The organism is Janthinobacterium lividum, assembly GCF_034424625.1.
Lineage (GTDB): Bacteria > Pseudomonadota > Gammaproteobacteria > Burkholderiales > Burkholderiaceae_D > Janthinobacterium > Janthinobacterium lividum.
In genome coordinates this window covers 4,604,996-4,626,605 of sequence record NZ_CP139976.1, presented here as the reverse complement: position 1 = coordinate 4,626,605, position 21,610 = coordinate 4,604,996, and the positions used below count along the sequence as shown (strand labels likewise).

General features: G+C 61.8%; 20 protein-coding genes and 1 pseudogene. 15 read left to right on the top strand and 6 right to left on the bottom strand.

The annotated features are described in order from the left end of the window. Window positions 1–58 precede the first annotated feature (58 nt). Window positions 59–1,321, bottom strand: a complete 1,263-nt coding sequence (lplT, locus tag U0004_RS20940) for a lysophospholipid transporter LplT (RefSeq protein WP_034779369.1) — start codon at window positions 1,319–1,321, stop codon at window positions 59–61. A gap of 257 nt (window positions 1,322–1,578) precedes the next feature. Here lplT and alr point away from each other — a divergent pair, with 257 nt between their 5' ends. From alr to fliD, 4 genes are all read left to right on the top strand, one after another. Further along, window positions 1,579–2,676, top strand: a complete 1,098-nt coding sequence (gene alr, locus U0004_RS20935) for an alanine racemase (RefSeq protein ID WP_070255488.1) — start codon at window positions 1,579–1,581, stop codon at window positions 2,674–2,676. A 69-nt stretch (window positions 2,677–2,745) separates the two neighbouring features. Further along, window positions 2,746–4,122 carry a DNA repair protein RadA gene (radA, locus tag U0004_RS20930; protein ID WP_070255485.1) on the top strand — a complete coding sequence of 459 codons (1,377 nt, stop codon included), beginning with the start codon at window positions 2,746–2,748 and terminating at the stop codon, window positions 4,120–4,122. 131 nt (window positions 4,123–4,253) lie between these two features. Then, on the top strand, window positions 4,254–4,574 hold the full coding sequence (locus U0004_RS20925) for a PilZ domain-containing protein (RefSeq protein WP_071653418.1): 321 nt from the start codon (window positions 4,254–4,256) through the stop codon (window positions 4,572–4,574). Window positions 4,575–4,803: 229 nt separating this feature from the next. Then, window positions 4,804–6,189 carry a flagellar filament capping protein FliD gene (gene fliD / locus U0004_RS20920; protein ID WP_070255482.1) on the top strand — a complete coding sequence of 462 codons (1,386 nt, stop codon included), beginning with the start codon at window positions 4,804–4,806 and terminating at the stop codon, window positions 6,187–6,189. Between the two features lie 112 nt (window positions 6,190–6,301). On the opposite strand, the gene U0004_RS20915 is transcribed toward fliD, so the two are convergent. Then, window positions 6,302–7,102, bottom strand: a complete 801-nt coding sequence (locus tag U0004_RS20915) for an AraC family transcriptional regulator (RefSeq protein WP_070255479.1) — start codon at window positions 7,100–7,102, stop codon at window positions 6,302–6,304. Window positions 7,103–7,202: 100 nt separating this feature from the next. On the opposite strand from U0004_RS20915, the gene U0004_RS20910 reads away from it, so the two are divergent. The 3 genes from U0004_RS20910 to U0004_RS20900 all read left to right on the top strand — a co-directional run bounded on the left by U0004_RS20910 (window position 7,203) and on the right by U0004_RS20900 (window position 9,759). After that, the gene (locus U0004_RS20910) at window positions 7,203–8,453 is read left to right on the top strand and encodes an MFS transporter (RefSeq protein WP_231958031.1); all 1,251 of its coding nucleotides are present in this window, start codon (window positions 7,203–7,205) and stop codon (window positions 8,451–8,453) included. A 32-nt stretch (window positions 8,454–8,485) separates the two neighbouring features. Then, the gene (gene rraA, locus U0004_RS20905) at window positions 8,486–8,980 is read left to right on the top strand and encodes a ribonuclease E activity regulator RraA (protein ID WP_034779352.1); all 495 of its coding nucleotides are present in this window, start codon (window positions 8,486–8,488) and stop codon (window positions 8,978–8,980) included. A gap of 137 nt (window positions 8,981–9,117) precedes the next feature. After that, window positions 9,118–9,759, top strand: coding sequence for a choice-of-anchor C family PEP-CTERM protein (locus U0004_RS20900; protein WP_070255473.1), 642 nt, complete (start codon window positions 9,118–9,120; stop codon window positions 9,757–9,759). Window positions 9,760–9,818: 59 nt separating this feature from the next. Here U0004_RS20900 and U0004_RS20895 read toward each other — a convergent pair. Continuing rightward, window positions 9,819–10,210, bottom strand: a pseudogene (locus U0004_RS20895) (MerR family transcriptional regulator). An 82-nt stretch (window positions 10,211–10,292) separates the two neighbouring features. Between U0004_RS20895 and U0004_RS20890 the strand changes: the two are divergent. Both U0004_RS20890 and U0004_RS20885 read left to right on the top strand, forming a co-directional pair. Next, on the top strand, window positions 10,293–10,730 hold the full coding sequence (locus tag U0004_RS20890; protein ID WP_070255470.1) for a hypothetical protein: 438 nt from the start codon (window positions 10,293–10,295) through the stop codon (window positions 10,728–10,730). A 101-nt stretch (window positions 10,731–10,831) separates the two neighbouring features. Continuing rightward, window positions 10,832–12,649 (top strand): DUF4153 domain-containing protein, encoded by a 1,818-nt coding sequence (locus U0004_RS20885; protein WP_115057636.1) that lies wholly within the window; start codon window positions 10,832–10,834, stop codon window positions 12,647–12,649. 130 nt (window positions 12,650–12,779) lie between these two features. Here the strand turns inward: U0004_RS20885 and U0004_RS20880 are convergent, their stop codons facing one another. After that, window positions 12,780–14,033 (bottom strand): MFS transporter, encoded by a 1,254-nt coding sequence (locus tag U0004_RS20880; protein WP_070255464.1) that lies wholly within the window; start codon window positions 14,031–14,033, stop codon window positions 12,780–12,782. A 59-nt stretch (window positions 14,034–14,092) separates the two neighbouring features. Here U0004_RS20880 and U0004_RS20875 point away from each other — a divergent pair, with 59 nt between their 5' ends. From U0004_RS20875 to U0004_RS20855, 5 genes are all read left to right on the top strand, one after another. Further along, complete coding sequence (locus tag U0004_RS20875) at window positions 14,093–15,088, top strand: AraC family transcriptional regulator (protein WP_070255461.1); 996 nt, start codon at window positions 14,093–14,095, stop codon at window positions 15,086–15,088. Between the two features lie 31 nt (window positions 15,089–15,119). Continuing rightward, the gene (locus tag U0004_RS20870) at window positions 15,120–15,647 is read left to right on the top strand and encodes a GNAT family N-acetyltransferase (RefSeq protein ID WP_231958033.1); all 528 of its coding nucleotides are present in this window, start codon (window positions 15,120–15,122) and stop codon (window positions 15,645–15,647) included. Window positions 15,648–15,889: 242 nt separating this feature from the next. Then, window positions 15,890–16,474 (top strand): LysE family translocator, encoded by a 585-nt coding sequence (locus U0004_RS20865; RefSeq protein WP_070255455.1) that lies wholly within the window; start codon window positions 15,890–15,892, stop codon window positions 16,472–16,474. 10 nt (window positions 16,475–16,484) lie between these two features. Then, window positions 16,485–17,957, top strand: a complete 1,473-nt coding sequence (locus tag U0004_RS20860) for an aminotransferase-like domain-containing protein (protein ID WP_070255452.1) — start codon at window positions 16,485–16,487, stop codon at window positions 17,955–17,957. A gap of 133 nt (window positions 17,958–18,090) precedes the next feature. Beyond that, entirely contained in the window at window positions 18,091–18,489 is a 399-nt protein-coding gene (locus U0004_RS20855) for a VOC family protein (RefSeq protein WP_070255449.1), read from the top strand. A gap of 26 nt (window positions 18,490–18,515) precedes the next feature. Here U0004_RS20855 and motA read toward each other — a convergent pair whose 3' ends face one another. Together motA and U0004_RS20845 are read right to left on the bottom strand one after the other, a co-directional pair. Continuing rightward, window positions 18,516–19,379, bottom strand: a complete 864-nt coding sequence (motA, locus tag U0004_RS20850) for a flagellar motor stator protein MotA (RefSeq protein ID WP_070255446.1) — start codon at window positions 19,377–19,379, stop codon at window positions 18,516–18,518. Window positions 19,380–19,421: 42 nt separating this feature from the next. Then, window positions 19,422–20,342, bottom strand: coding sequence for a LysR family transcriptional regulator (locus tag U0004_RS20845; protein ID WP_070255443.1), 921 nt, complete (start codon window positions 20,340–20,342; stop codon window positions 19,422–19,424). A gap of 97 nt (window positions 20,343–20,439) precedes the next feature. Here U0004_RS20845 and U0004_RS20840 point away from each other — a divergent pair, with 97 nt between their 5' ends. Then, a complete protein-coding gene (locus tag U0004_RS20840; RefSeq protein WP_070255440.1) occupies window positions 20,440–21,609 on the top strand; it encodes a mandelate racemase/muconate lactonizing enzyme family protein in 1,170 nt (389 codons plus the stop codon). Window position 21,610: the final 1 nt, after the last annotated feature.

Sequence of the window (21,610 nt, the reverse complement as noted above, 5' to 3'; positions counted from 1 at the left end):
ATTGCCGAAGTCATGTAGGTCGGATTAGCGCGTAGCGCGTAATGCGACGCCACATTGCTTAATGTTTTTGCTCGCCAATCAAAGAAAGATTGTCGTGCTCAGCCTGGTTCAGCTTGTGCTTGCGCATGATCATGTACATGGTGCCGGCGACGAACAGGCCGAACAGGGTGATGATGATATTGAGCGGCAGGTGCAGGCGGATCATGATCGAGTACACGGCCAGCATGGTCAGAATCGACAGGTTTTCATTGAAGTTCTGCACGGCGATGGAATGGCCGGCGCTCATCAGCACGTGGCCGCGGTGTTGTAGCAGAGCATTCATAGGCACGACGAAGAAGCCGGACAGGGCGCCGATCAGTATCAGCAGCGGGTAGGCGATCCACACGGAGTGCACTTGCGTCATCATCATGACGATCACGCCCATGGCGATGCCCAGCGGAATGACGGTCAGCGATTTGCGCAGTGGAATGAAACGTGCCGACAGCACGGCACCGGCGGCCACGCCGATGGCGACCACGCCCACCAGGCTGGTCGCCTTGTCGAATGGCATGTTCAAGGATTGCTTGGCCCATTCCAGCACGATCAGTTGCAAGGTGGCGCCGGCGCCCCAGAACAGGGTCGTCACGGCCAGGGTGATCTGGCCCAGCTTGTCTTTCCACAGGATGGAATAGCAATTGGCAAAATCGGTAATGAGTTTGATAGGATTGCGTTCCTGGTGCGGATACACGCAGCCCGTGTCGGGAATCTTCAGGTTGGCCAGGGTCGCCAGCACATAAATGCCGACCACCACGCACAGGGCCGCTTCCGTCTTGTTGGTGATGCCCGTGTCGATCAGGGGGAAGTCGAAGGACAGCAGCATGTCGGACACGTGGCCGCTGACGAGCGCGCCGCCCATGACGGTGCCGAGGATGATGGAGGTGACGGTCAAGCCTTCGATCCAGCCATTCGCCGCCACCAGCTTTTCCGGCGGCAACAGTTCCGTCAGGATGCCGTACTTGGCGGGAGAGTACACGGCCGCGCCAAAACCGACGACGGCGTAGGCCAGCAGCGGGTGTACGTGGAAGAAGACGAGGGCGCAGCCGAAGATCTTGACCATGTTGGCGATGAACATGACCTTGCCTTTAGGCAGAGCATCCGCGAAGGCGCCGACAAAAGCGGCCAACAGCACGTAAAACAGGACGAATGACAGTTTGAGCAGCGGCGTGATCCACGCCGGTGATTTCATGGACACCAATAAATCGACGGCGACAAAAAAGAGGGCGTTATCTGCCAGCGAGGAAAAGAACTGCGCCGCCATGATGGTATAAAAACCACGATTCATTCTGGAATGCCTGAAATCATATCTGGCTTGCTTTATACCACGAAAAAACGGCAAACCCCAAGTTTGGAAGGGGCTGCTTTGCATAGTCTTGTCTAAGCGAAGCTTAATTTTTCTGCCGTAGAAAAATACACATACATGTGAGCATTTTGTACATGCTGTCCTGGGCGACCATCGCAGGCATTCCCTTGCCGGCTTGCCGACCCGCATCCAGCCCATCCGGTAAAATACGGCTTTCCCACCCGCCGTGAACGACGCATATGCCCAGGCCCCTTATCGCCACCATCCATCTCGATGCCATGCAACACAATCTGGCGCGCGCCCGTGCCGGCGCCCGCGGCGCCAAGGTGTGGGCCGTCGTCAAGGCGAACGCCTACGGCCACGGCCTGGAACGGGCCATGCGGGGCTTTTCTGACGCCGATGGCCTCGCGCTGGTCGAGGTCGATTATGCCGTGCGCTTGCGCGAACTGGGGTGGACCAAGCCCATCTTGCTGCTGGAAGGGTTTTTTGATGCCAGCGATTTGCCGGTCATGGCGCAATATGGATTGAACGGTAGCGTGCATTGCGAAGAACAGATCGCCATGCTGGCAGCGGCGCACTTGCCGCACAGTATTGATGTGCACTTGAAAATGAATACGGGCATGAACCGCCTGGGTTTCACACCGCAGGCCGTGGCTGCCGCGTATGCGCGCCTGCGCGCCATCCCGCATATCGGTACGATCACCTTGATGACGCACTTCGCCAATGCGGACGAGGCGGCGCCCACGCGCTTGCCTTTGGCCCAGCAGATGCTGCGTTTTGAAGCGGGCGCGGCCAGCATAGGCACGCCGCTGCCGCGCAGCCTGTGCAATTCGGCCGGCGTGCTGCTGCACCACCTGGACAGCGATTGGGTGCGCCCCGGCATCATGCTGTACGGCGGCACGCCCAGTGGCGCTCCCGGCGGCACGTCGGCGCAGGCATTCGGCTTGCTGCCCACCATGACCTTGCGCAGCCGCATTATCGGTATCCAGGATATCGCCGCCGGCGAAGTGGTGGGCTATGGCAGCCGCTACGAAGCGGTAGGCAATATCAAGGTGGGCGTGGTGGCCTGCGGCTATGCGGATGGCTACCCGCGCCATGCGCCCGAAGGCACGCCCGTGCTGGTCGACGGCGTGCGCACGGGCCTCATCGGCCGGGTATCGATGGACATGCTGATGGTCGATCTGACGCACGTGCCGGGCGCAAAAGTTGGCAGCGCCGTGACCTTGTGGGGGCAGGGCATGCCGATCGACGAGGTGGCTCTGGCTGCCGGCACCATCGGCTACGAGCTGATGTGCGCACTGGCGCCGCGTGTGCCCGTGATCGAAGCGACACAGTGACGGCGGCCCGCTGTTTGTATATACTGTATATATAGACAGCAGTTTCACCTTACCCGGGCAAAGTACACCATGGCAAAAGTCAAGACCATCTACACCTGCAGCGATTGCGGCGCCATCAGCAACAAATGGATGGGGCAATGCACCTCGTGCAACCAGTGGAACACCATGGTGGAAACCCTGCCCGAGACGGGCGGCAACAACCGTTATTCGAATCCGCAGCACATGTCGCTGGCGCAGACGGCGCCCGTGCTGTCGCTCGATGATATCGACGCCATCGACGTGCCCCGCTTCGGCACGGGCATCGAGGAATTCGACCGCGTGCTGGGCGGCGGCATGGTGGCGGGCGGCGTCGTGCTGATCGGCGGCGACCCCGGCATCGGCAAGTCGACCCTGCTGCTGCAGGCGCTGGCCAACATGTCGCATCACAAGCGCGTGCTGTACGTCAGTGGCGAGGAATCGGGCGCGCAGATCGCCCTGCGCGCCAAGCGCCTCGTCATCGACGCCAAGGAACTCAAACTGCAGGCGGAGATCCAGCTGGAAAAGATATTGTCCACCTTGAACGACCTGAAGCCGGAAGTGGTGGTGATCGACTCGATCCAGACCGTGTATTCGGACGCGCTCAGCTCGGCGCCCGGTTCCGTGGCGCAAGTGCGCGAATGCGCGGCCCAGCTGACGCGCGCGGCCAAGCAGACGGGCGTGACCATCATTCTGGTCGGCCACGTGACGAAAGAGGGCGCGCTGGCCGGTCCTCGCGTGCTCGAGCATATTGTCGACACGGTGCTGTATTTCGAGGGCGACGCGCACTCCAGCTTCCGCCTGGTGCGCGCCATCAAGAACCGTTTCGGCGCCGTCAATGAGCTGGGCGTGTTCGCCATGACGGAAAAGGGCCTGAAGGGAGTATCGAACCCGTCCGCCCTGTTCCTGTCGCAGCACGACAATCAGGTGCCCGGTTCCTGTGTGATGGTGACGCAGGAGGGCACGCGCCCGCTGCTGGTGGAAATCCAGGCCCTCGTCGACACGAGCCACTTGCCCAACGCGCGCCGCCTGTCCGTCGGCCTGGAGCAAAACCGCCTGGCCATGCTGCTGGCCGTGGCGCACCGCCATGCGGGCATCGCCGCCTTCGACCAGGATGTGTTTATCAACGCCGTTGGCGGTGTCAAAATTACGGAACCGGCGGCCGACCTGGCCGTGTTGCTGGCGATTAACTCGTCGATGCGCAACAAGCCCTTGCCGCGGGGACTCGTGGTGTTTGGCGAGGTGGGGCTGGCCGGTGAGATCCGCCCCGCGCCACGGGGCCAGGAGCGCTTGCGCGAAGCGGCCAAGCTTGGCTTTACCCTGGCCGTGGTGCCCAAGTCGAACTTGCCCAAGCAAGTCATCGAAGGCCTCAAGGTCATCGGCGTCGAGCGTATCGATGAAGCATTCAACAAGCTGCGCGACCACGAGTAAAAGTTGGTATGGTTTAAATGCCAAGCTTGAGACAAGTCAAACAGAATTTCCGTTTAGAACTATAATATTTGTCCGATGGATTCTCCCCATGAATCCGCATCGACAATGAATTGATAGAGAAGCGGAATACAGTGTCAGTTGAGCAAAGGCAGGGCGCACGCAAGATATTGCGTGCCAAGGCGATGTTGGTAATGGATGGCGCGGGCCCCGTGGCGGCGCGCACCCTCGATGTGGGGCCGGGCGGCATGGCGGCCGTCATCGCGGAACCGGTGCCGACAGGCAAGAAGGGCAAGGTGCTGTTCGAATTGTTTTACGACGGCGCGGCGCACATCATCGAGGCGCGCGTGTCCGTCTCGCACTGCATTTTCAGCAGCGCAGGTTTCAAGGTGGGACTCACTTTCCTGCAGCTGGACATGGCCGTCAGCAGCGCCATCTCGAAATTCATGCGCTGAGGCAAGCCGGGAGGGTGCTGCAAGTGAACTGCGCTAAAATGGTGCATATGGGTTTGCAGTCAGGAAAAACCTGTTCTGTTCGCTGTTTTGATATTCCAGTAATACTGCATAATTATCAACCAGAAGAGGGACCTTGCCGCGTCACGCGCGCCTGCCGTCCGTTTCTCGCGCAGCACGGTCACGACCTGAACCGTGCGACATGACCTTACATCCGACGGGAACGCCTACCATGTTTAATTCGACCATCAACAGCAGGGCCTATACCAACAATACGCAGCAGACGACGCAGGGCAATATCTCGGCCGATGTGTATGCGAAGGTGGAGCGCCAGATGCAGTCGCAAAACACGGGCGTCGTCAAGCTCAACGCCAGCCTGGCGCGCGACCAGGCCAAGTTCTCGGGCCTGGGCCAACTGCAATCGGCGCTGGCGAAGTTTCAGACCGTGGCCAAGAACATGGCCGGCAGCGGCCTGGCCACGTCGGCCACGTCCAGCAGCAAGGATGTGCTGAGCGCCACCACCACCGACAAGGCCGCCAGCGGCAGCCATGAACTGAACGTCAAGCAACTGGCGCAGGGGCAGACCTTGCTCAGCGGCGCGCAGAAATCCTCGAGCGCGGCCATCGGCACGGGCGCGCCCGCGTTGGTGAAGATCGAAGTGGGCTCGGCCGACGGCAAGCAATTTACGCCCGGCAGCGGCAAGATCATTTCGCTGACGATTGACAGCAGCAACAATAGCCTTGACGGCATCGCCGCCGCGCTCAAGCAGCAGGGTATCGACGCCAGCGTGGTCAAGGGCCCCGATGGCTACTCGCTGGCCTTGAACGGCAAGAGCGGCGCCGACAGCAGCATGCGCATCAGCGTGGCCGGCGACGCGGCCGTCAGTAATTTGCTCAGCTATGCGCCCGGCGCCGGCAAGGGCATGCAGCAGACGGCCGCTGCGCAGGACGCGCTGCTGACCGTTGACGGCAAGGAAATCAAGAGCGCCACGAATACCCTGACGACGGCCGTCGAGGGCGCCACCATCGAATTGAAGAAAAAAGGCACGACGGACCTCGTCATCGCCAAGGACAGCAGCCAGATCGCCAGCAACGTGGCCAGCTTCGTCACGGCCTACAATGAACTCAACAGCAAGCTGCAGAGTCTGCAGCAGGGCGATTTGAAGTCTGACACGGCCCTGGGGCAGGTGCGTTCGCAGATGGAGCAGGTGCTGCGCACGGCCAGCACGGGCGTGCCATCGTCGGTGCTGGGCAGTGCCGGCGTGACCCTGGGCAAGAGCGGCGAGCTGGTGCTGGACGATAAAAAACTCAAGGCGGCCATCGCGGCCGATCCGGACGCCGTCAGCAAGATGTTCACCAATAACGGCAAGGGAGTGGCGGACCAGTTCGTCAGCAAGATCGGCGAGCTGACAGGCGAAACGAGCATCATACGCAAGGAAGTGCAGACGGTCGGCAAGGATATCACGACGCTCACCAACAAGAAAGCCGTGCTGGCCAAGGCGCTGACGGCCCAGGCGCAGGCGCTGGTGAAAGCATATTCGGCCCAGGAACAGATGGGAACGAACTCGGCCTTGCCGGGTTATACCGGCAAGAATTCCTTGTTCGACTTCATGGCTTAAGAGTGCACCGCTAAAGCGCCCATGGCGGCGTTGCATCGCCTTGCCGTACCAGCGTACTGCCTGCGGCGCTGCGCCTTGCCCTGAGCGCTGTATCGGCGCGCTTTCCAGCTGGCTAGATTCTGTCGCCCTGGGCAAAGAAGGCTGACGGCGAGCTGCCGAAAGTCTTCTTGAACATGGCGGAAAAGGCCGACTGGCTGGCATAGCCCAGTTCTTCGGCCACTTGCGATAGCGGCACGCCGCGCGCGATCAGCGGCGCCGCGTGCGCCAGGCGCACTTGCTGGCGCCACTGGCCAAAACTCATGCCCAATTCCCGTTCGAACAGCCGCGCCAGGGTACGCTCCGAGGCGCCGACCAGCTGCGCCCAGTGTTCCAGGGTCTGGTGCGAACCCGGTTTCTCGATCAGGCTGTCGCACAGGGTTTTCAGGCGCTTATCGCTGGGCAAGGGTACGCGGATGGGGCGCGTGGCCGAGCGTTTCAATTCATCGAGGATCAGTTCGGCCAGCAGCGCCTCGCGCGCCGGTTCCTGGCCAGGGTCCAGCTGTTCCAGCGCCATGATCAGCTGGCGCAGCAGGTTCGATACTTCCAGCACCTTGCAGTCCTGGCCCGCGAAAGGCGCGCGCGCGGCATGGATGCACAGGGGGCGCAAGCGGGTTTTTTCCAGTATCGTGACGGCATGCTCCACGTTGGGCGCGATCCAGATGGCGCGCATGGGCGGCAGCACCCAACTGCTGTTGTTGGCGGTGATGCGCAGCACGCCTTCGAGCGCCATCGTCACCTGGCCCCAGGGATGGCTGTGCGGTAATAAAAATTCATCGGGTTGCAGGTCGCGCGCGATCATCGTCACGGGGATGGTCGCGCTGGGCGCTTCCCGCGGCGGACACATGCGGGTATGGTGGAGGATAGGTACACCCATCAGCTTGGCCTTAATTCGATAAATTATGTCGTTCTGTCGGAAAACAGACGATGGTATTTTGCATACACTTGAGCTTCACCAGTATAAGACAGGGTATGACATGATAACAACTAACTCGGCAATGGACTTGCCACCGCACTCACCGCCAACTCTGCGCAACGATGCGCGCGTCATCGCCCTGGTGGGGCTGGCGCATGGCGTGTCGCACTTTTACCATCTGATCCTCGCGGCCCTGTTCGTCTGGCTGAAACCGGCATTCGACCTGTCGTATGCGGAGCTGGGCCTGCTGATGACGGTGTTCTTCATCATCTCGGGCGTGGGGCAGGCGCTGGCCGGCTTTGTCGTCGACCGTTTTGGCGCCCGCGCTGTGTTGTTTTCCGGCATCTTTTTGCTGGGCGTGTCGGCGCTGGCACTGTCCACTGCGCACAGCTATGCGGCGCTGATGCTGGGCGCCATGCTGGCGGGCATGGGCAACAGCGTGTTTCATCCGGCCGACTACACCATCCTCAACCAGCGCGTCTCGGCAGCCCGCGTGGCCTACGGCTTTTCCGTGCATGGCATCAGCGGCAACATCGGCTGGGCCCTGGCGCCCCTGTTCATGACGTATGTTGCCACCCATTATGACTGGCGAGTGGCGCTGCAATGCGCGGCCGTACTGCCGTTTGGCGTGCTGCTGATCCTGTTCCTGAACCGCCACGCCATCCGCCCCGAGCCCGTGAAAAAGGCCGCGCCGGGCCAGGCGGCCGGCGGCGAAGGCACGCTGGACTTTCTGCGATTGCCTGCCGTGTGGATGTGCTTTGCCTTCTTCTTCATTACGGCCATCGCCCTGGGCGGCATCCAGAGCTTTGCCAGCGTGGCCCTCGTCAAGCTGTATGGCATGAGCCTGGCGCTGGCCACCAGCGCCTACACGGCCTATATGCTGGCCTCGGCCGTGGGCATGCTGGCCGGCGGCGTGGTGGGCGCGCGCAGCAAGCAGCCGGACCGTAACGTCGCCATCGCCTTTTCCGCCGCCGCGCTGCTGGCCGTGCTGCTGGCCATGGCCGTCGTGCCGGCCTGGGGCGCGGTGGCGCTGATGGGCGCCATCGGCTTGATGTCGGGCGTGGCGGGGCCATCGCGCGACCTGATGATACGCGCGGCAGCGCCGAAGAATGCCACCGGGCGCGTGTATGGCGTCGTGTATTCGGGCCTCGACAGCGGCCTGGCCGTCGGTCCCCTGTTCTTTGGCGCGCTGATGGATGGCAACCATCCGGCCCTGCTGTTTGTCTTCATCGGCGTGTTCCAGGCGCTGGCGATTGCCACGGCCGTGGGCGTGGGCGGCAAAACCCGCGCCGCGGCGCTGCAAAAGGCATAGAATCGTTGCCATCTGCCACTCCAGGAATTCCCATGACCTTTGCCACCACCGACCTGTGCGACGACTATGCAGCCATGCTGGATGATGGCACCCTGGCCGTGCTGCCGCCCGTGTACCGCGCCTTTGGCCAGCGCGTGCGCTTCAGCGGCCCTGCCACCACCTTGCACGTGTTCGAAGACAACGCCCTCGTGCGCAGCACCCTGGAAACGCCGGGCCACGGCCATGTGCTGGTGATCGATGGCGGCGGCAGCCTGCGCCGCGCGCTGGTGGGCGGCCAGCTGGGCGTGCTGGCCGAAAGCAACGGCTGGGCCGGCATCGTCGTCGATGGCTGCATCCGCGACAGCGAGGAAATCAATGTCTGCCAGATCGGCGTGCGCGCCCTGGCCACGCATCCGCGCAAGAGCAACAAGACGGGCGCCGGCCAGCGCGACGTGCGCGTGCAGATCAGCGGCGTGGCCGTGCATCCGGGCGACTGGATCTACGCCGATGCGGACGGCATCCTGGTGGCGCGCCAGGAACTTGATTGAGGCATTCCTCTCTGGAAGATGTGTTGCAAATTTTCTACATTAAATATATTTTTGCAAAGTTCTTTGATTTTCATCATGGCTGGGATATGATTTCACTTAAGGTAACTTTAATGTCAACAAAGCAAGGAAATCAGATCATGAAAATCGCCACCATCGCCGCAGTTGCCGCTCTGTTCGTCGCCGGCAGCGCCAGCGCCAGCCCCGTCAACCTGATCGCGAATGGCAATTTTGAAACGGTCGCTTCCGGTTACACCTTCGACAGCGGCTTTAAAGTCGTCAACAGCGGTTCGTCGGCCATCACGGGCTGGACCGTGGGCGCCAGTTCCGTTGACCTGATCCGCAATGCGTATAACGCCATCGATGGCTACAGCATCGATTTGCTGGGCACGCCAGGTCCGGGTTTCCTGTCGCAAAATTTCAGCGTCGTTGCCGGCCAGACATATAACCTGAGCTTTGACATGGCGCGCAATTCCGGCGGCCCCGCAGGCCAGGGCGTGAGCGTCAATTTCGGCGGCGTGGCCGGGGATTTCTACTCGACGGCTGCCGCTTCGAACACCTTGTACAGCAACACGCTGAGCTTCACGGCCGCTGCCACCGGCCTGGCGACCCTGTCGTTTGCCAGCGCCGCCAAGGCCGGCACGCCGTTCGACAATTACTCGGGCGCCGTGATCGACAATGTTTCCGTGATGGCCGCCGTGCCGGAACCGGAAACCTATGCCATGCTGCTGGCCGGCCTGGGCCTGATGGGTTTCCTGCGCCGCCGCAAGGCCGCCAGGTAATCCCGGCTCCGCCCCACGTCAAAACCGCCTGCTGCATTGCACAGGCGGTTTTTTGTTTTTCAGGGGGCTGGTGCTGCCTCGGCATCTCCCCGCAACGGACAGGCGGCCGCCTGCGGTTCCATCCGCCGCGCCAGTTCGCCGCGCAGCTCTGCGTCAAGCCGGCGATGCGCGCATCGATGTCGGCCAGCTTGCGCGCCAGCGCCGCGCGCAGCAGGTCCGCCATGGCCGGATCGCCTGCGCCGGCCAGCAGCGGCATGTCGGCCTCGATTTCCGCCAGCGTAAAACCCAGCTGCTGCGCCGTGCGCAGGTAACGCAGCCAGTCCGCCGCCTCGGGCGGATAGTCGCGGTAGCCATTCGCGCCGCGCCGCGCGCGCAGCAAGCCCCGCTTTTCATAGAAGCGCAGGGTATCGCGGCTCAAGCCCGTCGCCTGCGCCATCTCGCCGATCTGCATGGAAATATTCCTTCATAAAATGCTTGACCATGGAGTGTACTCCAGCCTTGAGAATGGGCGCTTTCCATAGACAGGAGTTCCCATGTTATCTGTTGTTGCTTTCCGCCGCCTGGTGCGCGCCAGCGCCATTTATGATGTGCTCATGACGGCCGCGTTTGTCACGCCGTGGACGTTCCTGCTCATGCGCGAGCACTTGAACGCCCTCAACCTGGCCCTGGGCGGCGCGTCACTGCCAGTGTTCGAACCCTTGCATTTGCTCATCAGCAGCATGATGGGCAGCGTGGTGATGGTCTGGTCGGTGCTGCGCATGCTGGATCCGCAGCCGCGCTTCGGCCGCTACGACGCGGTGGCCCGCTACCTGTTTTCCACCTGGATGGCGTGGGCCTTGCTGGTGACGGGCCAGCCCCTGCTGTGGCTGTTCCTCGTGCCGGAACTGGCCTGGGGCCTCGCGCAAAGCTTGCCATTGCGCCGCAGCGAAGGTGGGCGGGAAGGGCATCCACGCGAATCGCTGTTGAGATGACGATAACGAAATGCAATAATGGCCGTGCTCGCAGTGCAACAATGACTGCAATGAACGACTCTAAGGGAATGAATATGCAGCAGGATGCCGCTGGAAAAAACATGGCGTTGCTCGATCCGGTGGTGGCGCCGCGCATCGCGGTGACGCGCCTGGTGACGGGCCTGCTGCAAGGCTTGCTGCTGTACTGGCTGTACAGCACGGCCCAGGACAAGGTGTGGCCCGCCACGGAAGCCTATCTGCTGGGTCCGTTGATGCTGATCAGCTTGCTGCTACCGATCCTGCTGGTATCCAGCCTGGGCCATATGTCGGCGAAGCGCATCGTGCTGTGGATGGCGGGCGCTGCCGTCGTACTGGCCGTGCTGGCCTGGCATGACGTGGCGCGCGGCGCCGAGCACGTAATCTGGGGCAACTACAAGCCGGGCGCGCCCCTGCGCGTCATTTCCGCCCAGCTGTTCGGTTTTTGCGTGGTGGGCTTCTATATCGCCCACGCGCTGGTGCTGGCCAGCGCCCAGGATGGCCAGCGCATCGCCCGCTATCCCACCTACTTTGAAATCGCCTGGAAGCTCGGCATCCAGCTGCTGTTTTCCCTGCTGTTCGTGCTGGGCCTGTGGCTGGTGCTGTGGCTGGGCGGGCAGCTGTTCCTGCTCATCAAGCTGAGTTTCCTGAAAAAACTGCTGGGCCAGGCCTGGTTCGTGATTCCCGTCATCTGCTTCGCGTTTTCGTTCGCCATCCATATCACGGACGTGCGCCCGTCCATCGTGCGCGGCATCCGTACTTTGCTGCTGGTGCTGCTGTCGTGGCTGATGCCGATCGCCGCCGTGCTGGTCTCCGGCTTCCTGCTGACCTTGCCATTCATCGGTTTCGAGCGCCTGTGGGCCACGCGCCATGCGGCTTCCGTACTGCTGGGCATGGCCGGCGTGCTGGTGGTGCTGATCAATGCCGCCTTCCAGAATGGCGAAGTGGGTCATGGCGTGGCGCGCGGCATCCGCCTGGGCACGCGCCTGGCCTGCCTGCTGCTGCCGTGGGTGGTGGGCATCGCCATCTATGCATTGACCTTGCGCGTGATGTCGCACGGCTGGACGTCCGACCGCCTGATCGCGGCCGCCTGCCTGCTGGTCGCCACCTGCTACGCCGCCGGCTATGCCTGGGCGGCCAGCAAGTATGGCGACTGGCTGCACCTGATCGCCAACGTCAACGTGGCCACCGCCGGCGTTACCCTGCTGGTGCTGTTTGCCCTGTTCTCGCCGCTGGCGGACCCGGCGCGCATTTCCGTGGCCAGCCAGATGGCGCGCCTGAACAGCGGCAAGGTTGGCGTGGACAAGTTCGATTTCGAATACCTGCGCTTCCAGGGCGCCCGCTATGGCCAGGCGGCCTTGCAGGAATTGAGCAAACGCACGACGGGGCCCGACGCGGCCATCGTGCGGGCCCGCGCCGACGCCATGCTCAAGCGCCAGAACCGCCTCGACGAGACGGGCGCGCTGAGCGACGTGTCGATCAACCTGACCCTGCGCCCGGCCACGGCGAAGTTGCCGGAGAGTTTCCTGCGCCAGGACTGGACGCAAGTGAGTCCGGCCTGGCACCTGCCTGCCTGCTTGAAGCGGGCAGGGCCGCAGTGCGACGCGTATCTGCTCGATTTCGATGGCGATGGCAAGCAGGACGTACTGCTGATCAGCAATGACCCGCGCGCCTCGTCGGTGTTGCTGGCGGAAAAGGAAGACGGCAGCTGGTCGGCGCGCGGGCAAATCCCCACGGATGCCCTGCGCTGCAAGCCCCTGCGCGAGAAGCTGCAGGCGGGCGAATTCCAGCTGGTGCCGCCGAAAGTGCGCGAACTGGAAGTCGACGGCCAGCGCGTGCCGATGACTTTATATACGCCAGAGGACGAGGTCAGCTGCCCCGATGAGACGGCGCCGGCTCCGTAAATGGCAGTGAGAGGACTTGGCGTACGGGACCAAGCCTCTTGCTGGTTCCGAAGGCAGCACCTTCGTGCACTGAATCACTCAGACTGCCCGGTATCGGCTGCGGATTCAATCGATCAACGCAACACACTGTTCAAATCGTTGAGCCGGTGTCTGGTAGTGTCGCGTCTTCCTGTGGCAGTTCGACTTGAACTCTGAAAGCGATGACGAGAGAAGCGAACAGCATCACAACGCCAGCAATAATGAAAACGCCTGTGACGCCACCAAACCCGAACATCATGCCACCCAATGCCGCGCCGGCAGCGATGGAAGATTGCACCGCAGCGACGACCATGCCGCCGGCCGTCTCCGCTTGATCAGGAACGGCACGAGCTACCCAGTTGGACCAGGCGACAGGTACGCCGCCGAACGCCAAGCCCCAGAGGGCCACCAAAAGCATCAGGCCGGTTCCCTGGACTGGCAGTAAAATCATGCCGAATGCCGCCAAGCCCACCAGCGCAGGCATACCCACTAAAGTAGCATGCAGGCTACGCTCCATTAGCCAGCCGGCCAGCAGCGTGCCAATGAAGTTGGCGACACCAAAACCCAGGAGCATCAGAGACAAACTGTTTACATCAATATGGGCAACGCTTTCAAGAGCGGGGCGAATATAGGTGAACAATGCGTATTGCCCCGTATGGGCAAGTACACAGCCCAACATCCCGATCCCGATCCCCGGGCGACGCAGCAGTGCCAGTACAGACGGGGTGCGCATCATCGTGCGCGGTGCCATACGGGGCAGTGTGAACAATTGAAACAACAGTGTTAGCCCTCCGACAGCTGCGGCTGCTATAAATGCACTGCGCCAGCCATATATCCCCCCCAAGTAGCTGCCCAACGGTACGGAAACAACCGTCCCGATGGCGATACCGCTGAAGATTATGGATAGCGCTCGCGGCACTGACTTTGCTGGCACCAGTCGCATAGCCACGGCTGCCGCCATACTCCAAAAGCCTCCCAAGGCAACGCCCAGCAGAATGCGCATCACCAACAAAACTGTCAGGCTTGACGATAACGCCACCAGCAAGTTCGACGCGATCATCAGCACTGTGAAAGCTAACAAGACGACACGTCGGTCAAAACTGCGCGTCAGGCGCGGCACTGTAAGCCCTGCGACCATGGCCACGACGGCCGTCACCGTCACTGCCTGACCAGCCAGCGCCTCCGACACACCGAGATCGAAGGCCATCGGGGTCAATAGGCTGGCTGGCAGGTACTCCGCCGTCAGGAGGCCGAAAACTCCCATTGCCAGTGAAAACACTGCCATCCATGCTGCCGCCGCTGGCTCTGCAACAGACGCATCGCTCGCGTTGGGCGTTTGCCCGTTACCCAAAACATCATTGTTCATCTCTAACATTCCTAAAACGATCAGAGTCGAAAGTCTAGAGGGAAAGTCCAGGATGATCTATGATGACAAGTCTTGATGTTTTGACCGAAACACCTAAAATGAGCAAGAAGAATCAAGTTTTCCTGTCCTCAAGTCTCGTCAGTGAACTGTTGATGGGGATGCGCCTGCGTGGCGTCCAGTACCGCCGCATTCAGACCGGTCCAGCTTTCGGCATAGGCTTTGAAGACAAGCCAGGCCACGCCTACTTCCACTTCGTGGCTGTTGGTACTGCCTACCTATGTAAGGATGATGGCGAGTTGCATGAGCTGTCCGCCGGTAGCGCGGTGTTCATGCCGCACGGCAGGAGGCACCAGCTGCTATCGGATGCGGGCATTGCATTTCAGGACATCGACAAGTTCGATGTCGCGCCCCTTGGTGACGCCGTTAGCGGAGTCGACACATGTCCCAGTACGGCCTCCGTGCCCAGTGCAATTATTTTTTACGGCTGCATGGAATTCGATCTCGGCGGGATGCAGGGGGTCGGTAAGTTGATGCCAACCGTCATGGTGGCCGACACGCAAGCGCAGGGTTATCCTGGCTTGCTGCCTGTGCTGGATTCAATGAAGCGTGAAATCTGCGCCGGTCGTATTGGCTTTGCAGGCATTCTGGCTCGACTGGCAGAGGTTGCGGCAGCAATGATCGTGCGCGGCTGGATTGAATGCGGTTGTGAAAGCGCCTCCGGTCTCCTCGCCGCATTGCGTGATCCGCGCCTCGCTCTTGCCATATTGGCGCTGCACCGCCAGCCAGGACGGGAATGGACAGTTGCACAGTTGGCTGCGGAGTCTCATGTCTCTCGCTCTGTCTTCGCACGACGCTTTCAAACCACCATCGGGGTGCCGCCCCTGCGGTATGCCACGGAACTGCGGATGCGTCTTGCTAAACAATTGCTCACTCACGAAAGAGTGTCCATCGACGCCGTTGCCCAACGCCTTGGCTATACATCTCAAGCCGCGTTCAGTCGTGCTTTTAAGCGCGTCATCGGCAGGCCGCCGGGTCGCGATCGGGAAGTGCTGTGAGGAGAATAGCTTTCGGGGAGCAAATATTGATTTGGCGCGCCACTTTTCAAACCTCGCCACTAGAAGGTTTATTTTTGATATGTTATTGAAAAGACCGGTTGTAACGTTTACACCGACGCAGGAAGACGACGCGGATGAACTTGTCGCACTTCGCATTGAGGCAATGCGCGATAGCCTGATGCAGGTAGGGAGATTCGATCCGGTTCGAGCGAGAGAGCGGTTTCTGTCAGGCTTCTTGCCGGAGCACACGCGCCATATTGAAATAGAAGGCAAACGGGTCGGCTTTGTTGTTCTCAAACAGCAACCAAAGGCCATGCTGCTCGACCACCTCTATATTCATCCAAACAACCAGGGCAATGGTATCGGGGCGGTTGTTCTCGCTCGTATTATCGAAGAGGCAAACGCTCTCGGTTTGCCGGTTCGAGTGGGAGCCCTGCGCGGTAGCGGCTCAAACCGTTTCTATGTGCGCCACGGATTTACATTGATCGAGGAAGGAGACTTTGACAATTATTACATTCGTCCATGCGAAATGGACACCAGGCGCCCGGATCAAATGTAGAGCGCCATTTATAATAAAGATGAGCCTCCGTTTTGTGGCGGAAACTGCCAATGAGTCCAATTGACAATCCACCAGTTGCGTTGCGCGCCTGCGGTGGAGTTTGTCCGGGCAGGGCTGCCCGTATCGCCGCTGTAGCAGTCGTCCGACTGATACAGCATGTGCTTGTACGCGTCGCCTTGTGCCTTGTCCCTGCCGCGCCGCGCTTCTAGACTGGGGCCTTCTCCACGCTTCGACTGCCTGCCATGACCGAACTCCTGCCCCTGATGAGCTATTGCTTTGTGATGTCCGCCACACCGGGGCCGAACAATGTCATGCTGGCCACCACCGGTGCCAATTTCGGCTATCGCGGCGCGCTGCCGGTGATCCTCGGCATCCAGGCCGGCATCTTCGTGCAGACCGTGCTCATGTGCGTGGGGCTGGGCAGCGTGTTCGTCGCGTATCCGATGGCGCAGCAGGTGCTGCGGATCGCGGGCGCGCTGTACCTGATGTTCCTGGCCTGGAAGCTGGCCGGCGCCTCGGTGGCAGGAAGCAGCGCACCGAAGGCCGTGTCGTTTGCGCAGGCGGCGCTGTTTCAGGCGCTGAACCCCAAGAGCTGGCTCAAGGCGGTCACCATGGCGTCGGTCTTCATGCCTACGCAGGGCAATATGCTGGCCAGCGCGCTGCTGGTGTCCGTGACCGGCACCGTGGTGGGCACGCCGTGCAACGCCATGTGGGCGCTGTTCGGCGTCTCGATCCGCAGCGTGCTGAAGGCGCCCCGCAACCAGCGCCTATTCAATCTGGCGATGGGGGCCATCCTGCTGCTCCTCGCCTTGATGTTTTTACGCTAGACTGCCACCCATGTTCGCCATCGACCGCTCCTCGCCCATCGCCCTGTTCAAGCAGATCGAGGCCGCATTGCGCCTGCAGATCGCGCAACGCGTCTTGCCTGGCGGGACCAGGCTGCCGTCGATCCGCCAGCTTGCCACGCAGCTCGCGGTCAGCACCAACACCGTGGTGGTGGCGTATGACAGGCTGGTGGCCGCAGGCGTCATCGATACGCACGGCACGACGGGCTTCTTCGTCTGCGCGCCAAGCGATGCCAGCCGCGCCATTCCCGACGAGGTGGCGCTGGAAGCGGGCCAGGAGCAGGAGCCGGTCTGGCTGAGCCAGCAAGTGAACGACCAGCGGCCGGGCGTGCTGCTGGCCAGCAGCGGCGCCTTGCCGCCCACCTGGCTGCAGGACGCGCTGCCGGCGGCTGCCGTGCAACGTGGCCTGGCGCGCAGCGCGGCCGGTATGGCTTCGCGCTGTCCGCCGCAAGGGCTGGCCGAACTGCGCGAGCAGATCGCGCTGCTGTTGCGCGGCATCGGCATCGCTGCGGACGCCAGCCACATCCTCACCACGTTCGGCGGCACCCATGCAATCGATCTGATCTGCCGCACGTTTCTGCAGCCCGGCGATACGGTGCTGGTGGAAGACCCCGGATACTTCCTGATGTTCGGCAGGCTGCGCCAGGACGGCGTGCGCCTGGTGCCCATCAAGCGCCGTCCCGATGGCCTCGACCTGGACGAACTGGAAGCGGCCTGCCGCGCGCACCGTCCGCGCCTGCTGTTCGTGCAGACGGCTTTGCACAATCCCACCGGGTGGAGCAGCAGCGCCGCCAACCTGCACAAGGTGCTGATCATGGCGCAGCAGCATGGCTTCCTGATCGCCGAAGACGACGTGCACGGCCATTTCCAGCAGGGCCACAGCACGCGGCTGGCATCGTTGTCCGGGCTGGACGGCGTGATCTACTACTCGAGCCTGTGCAAAGCGCTGAGCCCGGCCCTGCGCATGGGCTACCTGGCTGCGGCGCCCGCTTTGCTCAAGCTGCTGATGCGCACCAAGATCCACGCCATCATGACTTTGCCTGCGCTGAACGAATACGTTTTGCTGGAAGTGCTCAAGGCCGGCAACCTGCGCAAGCACCTGGAGCGGCTGCAACGCAAGATCATGGTGGCGCGCAACGCCAGCACGCGGCAATTGAGCGCGGCCGGCGTGCTGTTCGAGCAGCCCGGCGACGCCGGCATTTTCCTGTGGGGCAGCATGCCCGAAGGGCTGGACGTGGACTTGCTGGTGCAGGACGCCTACCGCAACAAGATCCTGCTGATGCGCGGCGCCGCGTTCTCCGCCAACGACACGCCCGACCAGCACATCCGCTTCAACGTCGCCTTCAGCCAGCATCCCCGCGTGAGCGCCTACCTTGAAGAACGCCTGCGGGCGGTGGCTGGCGCACGCTCAAGCCTGGCCCGCGCCAGCCGCGCCGCCAGCATCGGCGGCAAGTCCAGCGCATAGGCTGCGCCTTTCTGTATTATTTATTGATATTCTAGAGGGGCTCTTTTTTCGCCAGCGTGTCGATTGTGTGTGCCATCTCCCGTTGCAGGGAGGATGCACCGGTTGCCCATTCCACTTTTATCAGGGAAGCGCCATGAACAAACAGATCATCCTGAACCTGCCCGTGAAGGACCTGGAGAAATCCAGGGCCTTCTTTTCCGCCCTCGGCTTTACCTTCAATTCCCGCTTCAGCGGCGAGAATGCGGCCTTCATGAACATCGTCGATGACAGCATCCAGGCCATGCTGACGACCGAAGCCTTTTTCCAGTCGCTGATCGGCAAGCCGGTGGCGAATGCGAAGCAAGCCAATGAAGTCGTCATTTGCCTCAGCTGCGAAAGCCGGGAAGAGGTGGACAGCCTGATCGCCAGGGCCAAGGCCGCAGGTGGCCGCATACCGCATCCGCCCGAGGACCATGGTTTCATGTATGACCAGGGCTTCGAGGATATCGATGGCCACCTGTGGAACCTGGTCTGGACGGCGCCGGAAGCCTGACGCGCCGAGTCAGCAAACAGGCCGTATCAGTTCTTCGTGCGCACCTGGCGGACGTGGTTTTCCAGTTCGCTGAACGAGGGGCGTTCTGTGGCGGAAATGACCTTGCGGCCGAATTCCACAGCCAGCGCCGGGGCGTAGCCGTTCAGGCTGGCCAGCAAGGTGACTTTCACGCATTGGTACATCTTTGCCGTTTCATGGTGCTTGCGGCGCAGCAAGCTGGCCAGCGGCGCGATGAAGCCGTAGGCCAGCAAGATGCCGATGAAGGTACCCACCAGCGCCTGCGCGATCAGCACGCCCAGCTCGGCTGGCGGCAAGCCGACGGACGCCATCGTGTGCACCACGCCCATCACTGCGGCGACGATGCCGAAGGCGGGCATGGCGTCGGCCAGCTGGGAAATCGTCTGGATCGGCATTTCCGCATCTTCATGGTGCGTTTCGATCTCGTTATCCATCAGGTTTTCGATCTGGTAAGCATCCATATTGCCCGATACCATCAGGCGCAGGTAGTCGGTGATGAATTCCAGGATGTGCTCGTCACCGAGCGTGTACGGGTATTTCACGAAGATGGGACTGCGGTACGGGTCGTCGATATCGTCCTCGACCGACATCAGGCCTTCCTTGCGGATCTTGCTGAGGATTTCATACATCAGCCCCATCAGTTCCATATAGCGCGCCTTCGTGTATTGCGAGCCGTGGAACAGGGTGGGCAGGGCTGCGAACGTGGCGCGGATGGCCTTGGCGTCATTGCCGACAAAGAAGGTGCCCAGCGCGGCGCCGCCGATCATCAGCAGTTCCAGCGGCTGGAACAGGGCCGCCAGGTGCCCTCCCTGCATGGCGAAGCCGCCGAAGACGGAAAACAGCACGACGAGAAATCCGAGTATGACTAGCAAAACCTACTCCTTCATAATATTGCCATATCGCAATATTGTAGTTTAACCTGATTTGGCCGCCGTGGCCGCTTCCGGCTGCAACTGCCGGCTGAGAAAATTGATAAAAGCGCGCACTTTGGCGGGCAACTGGTGGCGGCTCGGATAATAGGCGTACAGGTCGGCCGGCGCCAGCGCGTAGTCTTCCAGCACCACGCGCAAGCGGCCGCTGTCGAGGTAGCGGGCCAGGTCCCATTCCGAGCGCAGCAGGATGCCGTGGCCGTCCAGCGCCCAGCCCAGCACCACGTCGCCATCGTTGCTGGACACCGTGCCGCGCACTTTCACCGTGTGGGTGGCGCGGCCACGGCTCAAGCGCCAGATGCCGTAGGCGTCGTCGTTTTGCCGGTGCACGATGCAACGGTGCCGCGCCAGCTCGTCGGGGGTCTGCGGCGTGCCGTGCGCCTGCAGGTAGGCGGGCGAGGCGCACAGGAAGCGCCGGTTCGACATGATGCGCCGCGCCGACAAGCGCGTGTCGGGCAAGTCGCCGAAGCGGATGCCCAGGTCGTACGCCTGCTCGACCAGGTTGATGGGGCTGTCCGTCAGTTGCAGCTGCACTTCCAGCTGCCGATGGCGCAGGGCGAATTGCGACAGCAGGGGGGCGATCACCGTGCGCCCGAAACCCAGGGTGGCATTCACGCGCAGCAAGCCGCGCGGCTCGGCGCTGCCGCTGGCCAAGGACTCTTCCATGGCGCGGATATCGTCGAGGATTTGCCGCGCCTGTTGCAGATAGCTTTCGCCGTCGCCCGTCAGGCTGATGCGCCGCGTGCTGCGGTTCAGCAAGCGCACGCCCAGGCGCTGCTCCATCAGCACCAATCGCTTGCTGACGGCGGGCGGCGTGATGCCCAGCTCGCGCGCCGTGGCCGACAGGCTGCCCAGCTTGGCCAGCAGCACAAAGAAGGCCATTTCCGTCGTGGCGTCGCTTTTCATTATTAACTTCAAGTGAAGAATGGTTTAAATTACTATCGATTATACGGTTTCATATCGCGGTTAAGCTGGCGTCACCATTCAAACACAGGAGACCTGCATGAAAATCGTTGAAATCCGCGAAAAGACCATCCCCATCTCTTCCCCCATCCGCAACGCTTACATCGATTTCAGCAAGATGACGCTGAGCCTGGTGGCCGTTGTCACGGATGTGATGCGCGACGGCAAGCCTGTCGTCGGCTATGGCTTCAATTCGAATGGCCGCTATGGCCAGGGCATGCTGATGCGCGAGCGCTTCATTCCCCGCATCCTCGACGCCGATCCCGCTTCGCTCGTCACGGCGGATGGCAGCAACCTCGATCCGCACAAGGTGTGGGACTGCATGTACACGAATGAAAAGCCGGGCGGCCACGGCGAACGTTCGGTAGCCATCGGCACCATCGACATGGCCATCTGGGACGCCGTGGCGAAGATCGACAACAAGCCGCTGTTCCAGCTGCTGGCCGAGCGCCATGGCACGGGCGTGCCGGACAAAAAAGTGTTCGTGTATGCGGCCGGCGGCTATTACTATCCGGGCCAGAGCCTGACGGCGCTGCAGGACGAGATGCGCAGCTATATCGACCGCGGCTACACGGTGGTCAAGAAAAAGATCGGCGGCGCCTCGCTGGACGAGGACCTGCGCCGCATCGACGCCATCATGGAAGTGCTGCAGGACGGCCAGAAGCTGTGCGTGGATGCCAACGGCCGTTTCGACCTCGACACCTCGATCGCCTACGCCAAGGCGCTGCGCCAGTACGATCTGTTCTGGTATGAAGAGGCGGGCGACCCGCTCGACTTCGAGCTGCAATCGACCTTGCGCAGCTATTACGACAAGCCGATGGCGACGGGCGAAAACCTGTTTTCCATGCAGGATGCGCGCAACCTGATCCGCTACGGCGGCATGCGCGCCGACCGCGACTGGCTGCAGTTCGATTGCGCTCTCAGCTACGGTCTGGTGGAATATTTACGCACGCTGGATATGCTGCACCAGCACGGCTGGTCGCGCAGCCGCTGCATTCCGCACGGCGGCCACCAGATGTCCTTGAATATCGCGGCCGGCCTGGGCCTGGGCGGCAATGAATCGTATCCCGATCTGTTCCAGCCGTTCGGCGGTTTTCCCGATGGCGTGCGCGTGGAAAACGGCCACATCACCATGCCGGAGCTGGTCGGCATCGGCTTCGAGGGCAAGGCCAACCTGTATGCGGAAATGCGCGCCCTGAGCGGCCAGTAAG

Bases quoted from the DNA above. Each gene is read 5' to 3' on its own strand.
- lplT (WP_034779369.1), bottom strand. From the start codon at position 1,321: ATGAATCGTGGTTTTTATACCATCATGGCGGCGCAGTTCTTTTCCTCG.
- U0004_RS20855 (WP_070255449.1), top strand. From the start codon at position 18,091: ATGAACAAACAGATCATCCTGAACCTGCCCGTGAAGGACCTGGAGAAA.
- U0004_RS20875 (WP_070255461.1), top strand. From the start codon at position 14,093: ATGATGACAAGTCTTGATGTTTTGACCGAAACACCTAAAATGAGCAAG.
- fliD (WP_070255482.1), top strand. From the start codon at position 4,804: ATGTTTAATTCGACCATCAACAGCAGGGCCTATACCAACAATACGCAG.
- U0004_RS20885 (WP_115057636.1), top strand. From the start codon at position 10,832: ATGGCGTTGCTCGATCCGGTGGTGGCGCCGCGCATCGCGGTGACGCGC.
- U0004_RS20915 (WP_070255479.1), bottom strand. From the start codon at position 7,102: ATGGGTGTACCTATCCTCCACCATACCCGCATGTGTCCGCCGCGGGAA.
- alr (WP_070255488.1), top strand. From the start codon at position 1,579: ATGCCCAGGCCCCTTATCGCCACCATCCATCTCGATGCCATGCAACAC.
- U0004_RS20860 (WP_070255452.1), top strand. From the start codon at position 16,485: ATGTTCGCCATCGACCGCTCCTCGCCCATCGCCCTGTTCAAGCAGATC.
- U0004_RS20865 (WP_070255455.1), top strand. From the start codon at position 15,890: ATGACCGAACTCCTGCCCCTGATGAGCTATTGCTTTGTGATGTCCGCC.
- U0004_RS20910 (WP_231958031.1), top strand. From the start codon at position 7,203: ATGATAACAACTAACTCGGCAATGGACTTGCCACCGCACTCACCGCCA.
- U0004_RS20890 (WP_070255470.1), top strand. From the start codon at position 10,293: ATGTTATCTGTTGTTGCTTTCCGCCGCCTGGTGCGCGCCAGCGCCATT.
- U0004_RS20840 (WP_070255440.1), top strand. From the start codon at position 20,440: ATGAAAATCGTTGAAATCCGCGAAAAGACCATCCCCATCTCTTCCCCC.
- U0004_RS20845 (WP_070255443.1), bottom strand. From the start codon at position 20,342: ATGAAAAGCGACGCCACGACGGAAATGGCCTTCTTTGTGCTGCTGGCC.
- U0004_RS20900 (WP_070255473.1), top strand. From the start codon at position 9,118: ATGAAAATCGCCACCATCGCCGCAGTTGCCGCTCTGTTCGTCGCCGGC.
- U0004_RS20880 (WP_070255464.1), bottom strand. From the start codon at position 14,033: ATGAACAATGATGTTTTGGGTAACGGGCAAACGCCCAACGCGAGCGAT.
- radA (WP_070255485.1), top strand. From the start codon at position 2,746: ATGGCAAAAGTCAAGACCATCTACACCTGCAGCGATTGCGGCGCCATC.
- rraA (WP_034779352.1), top strand. From the start codon at position 8,486: ATGACCTTTGCCACCACCGACCTGTGCGACGACTATGCAGCCATGCTG.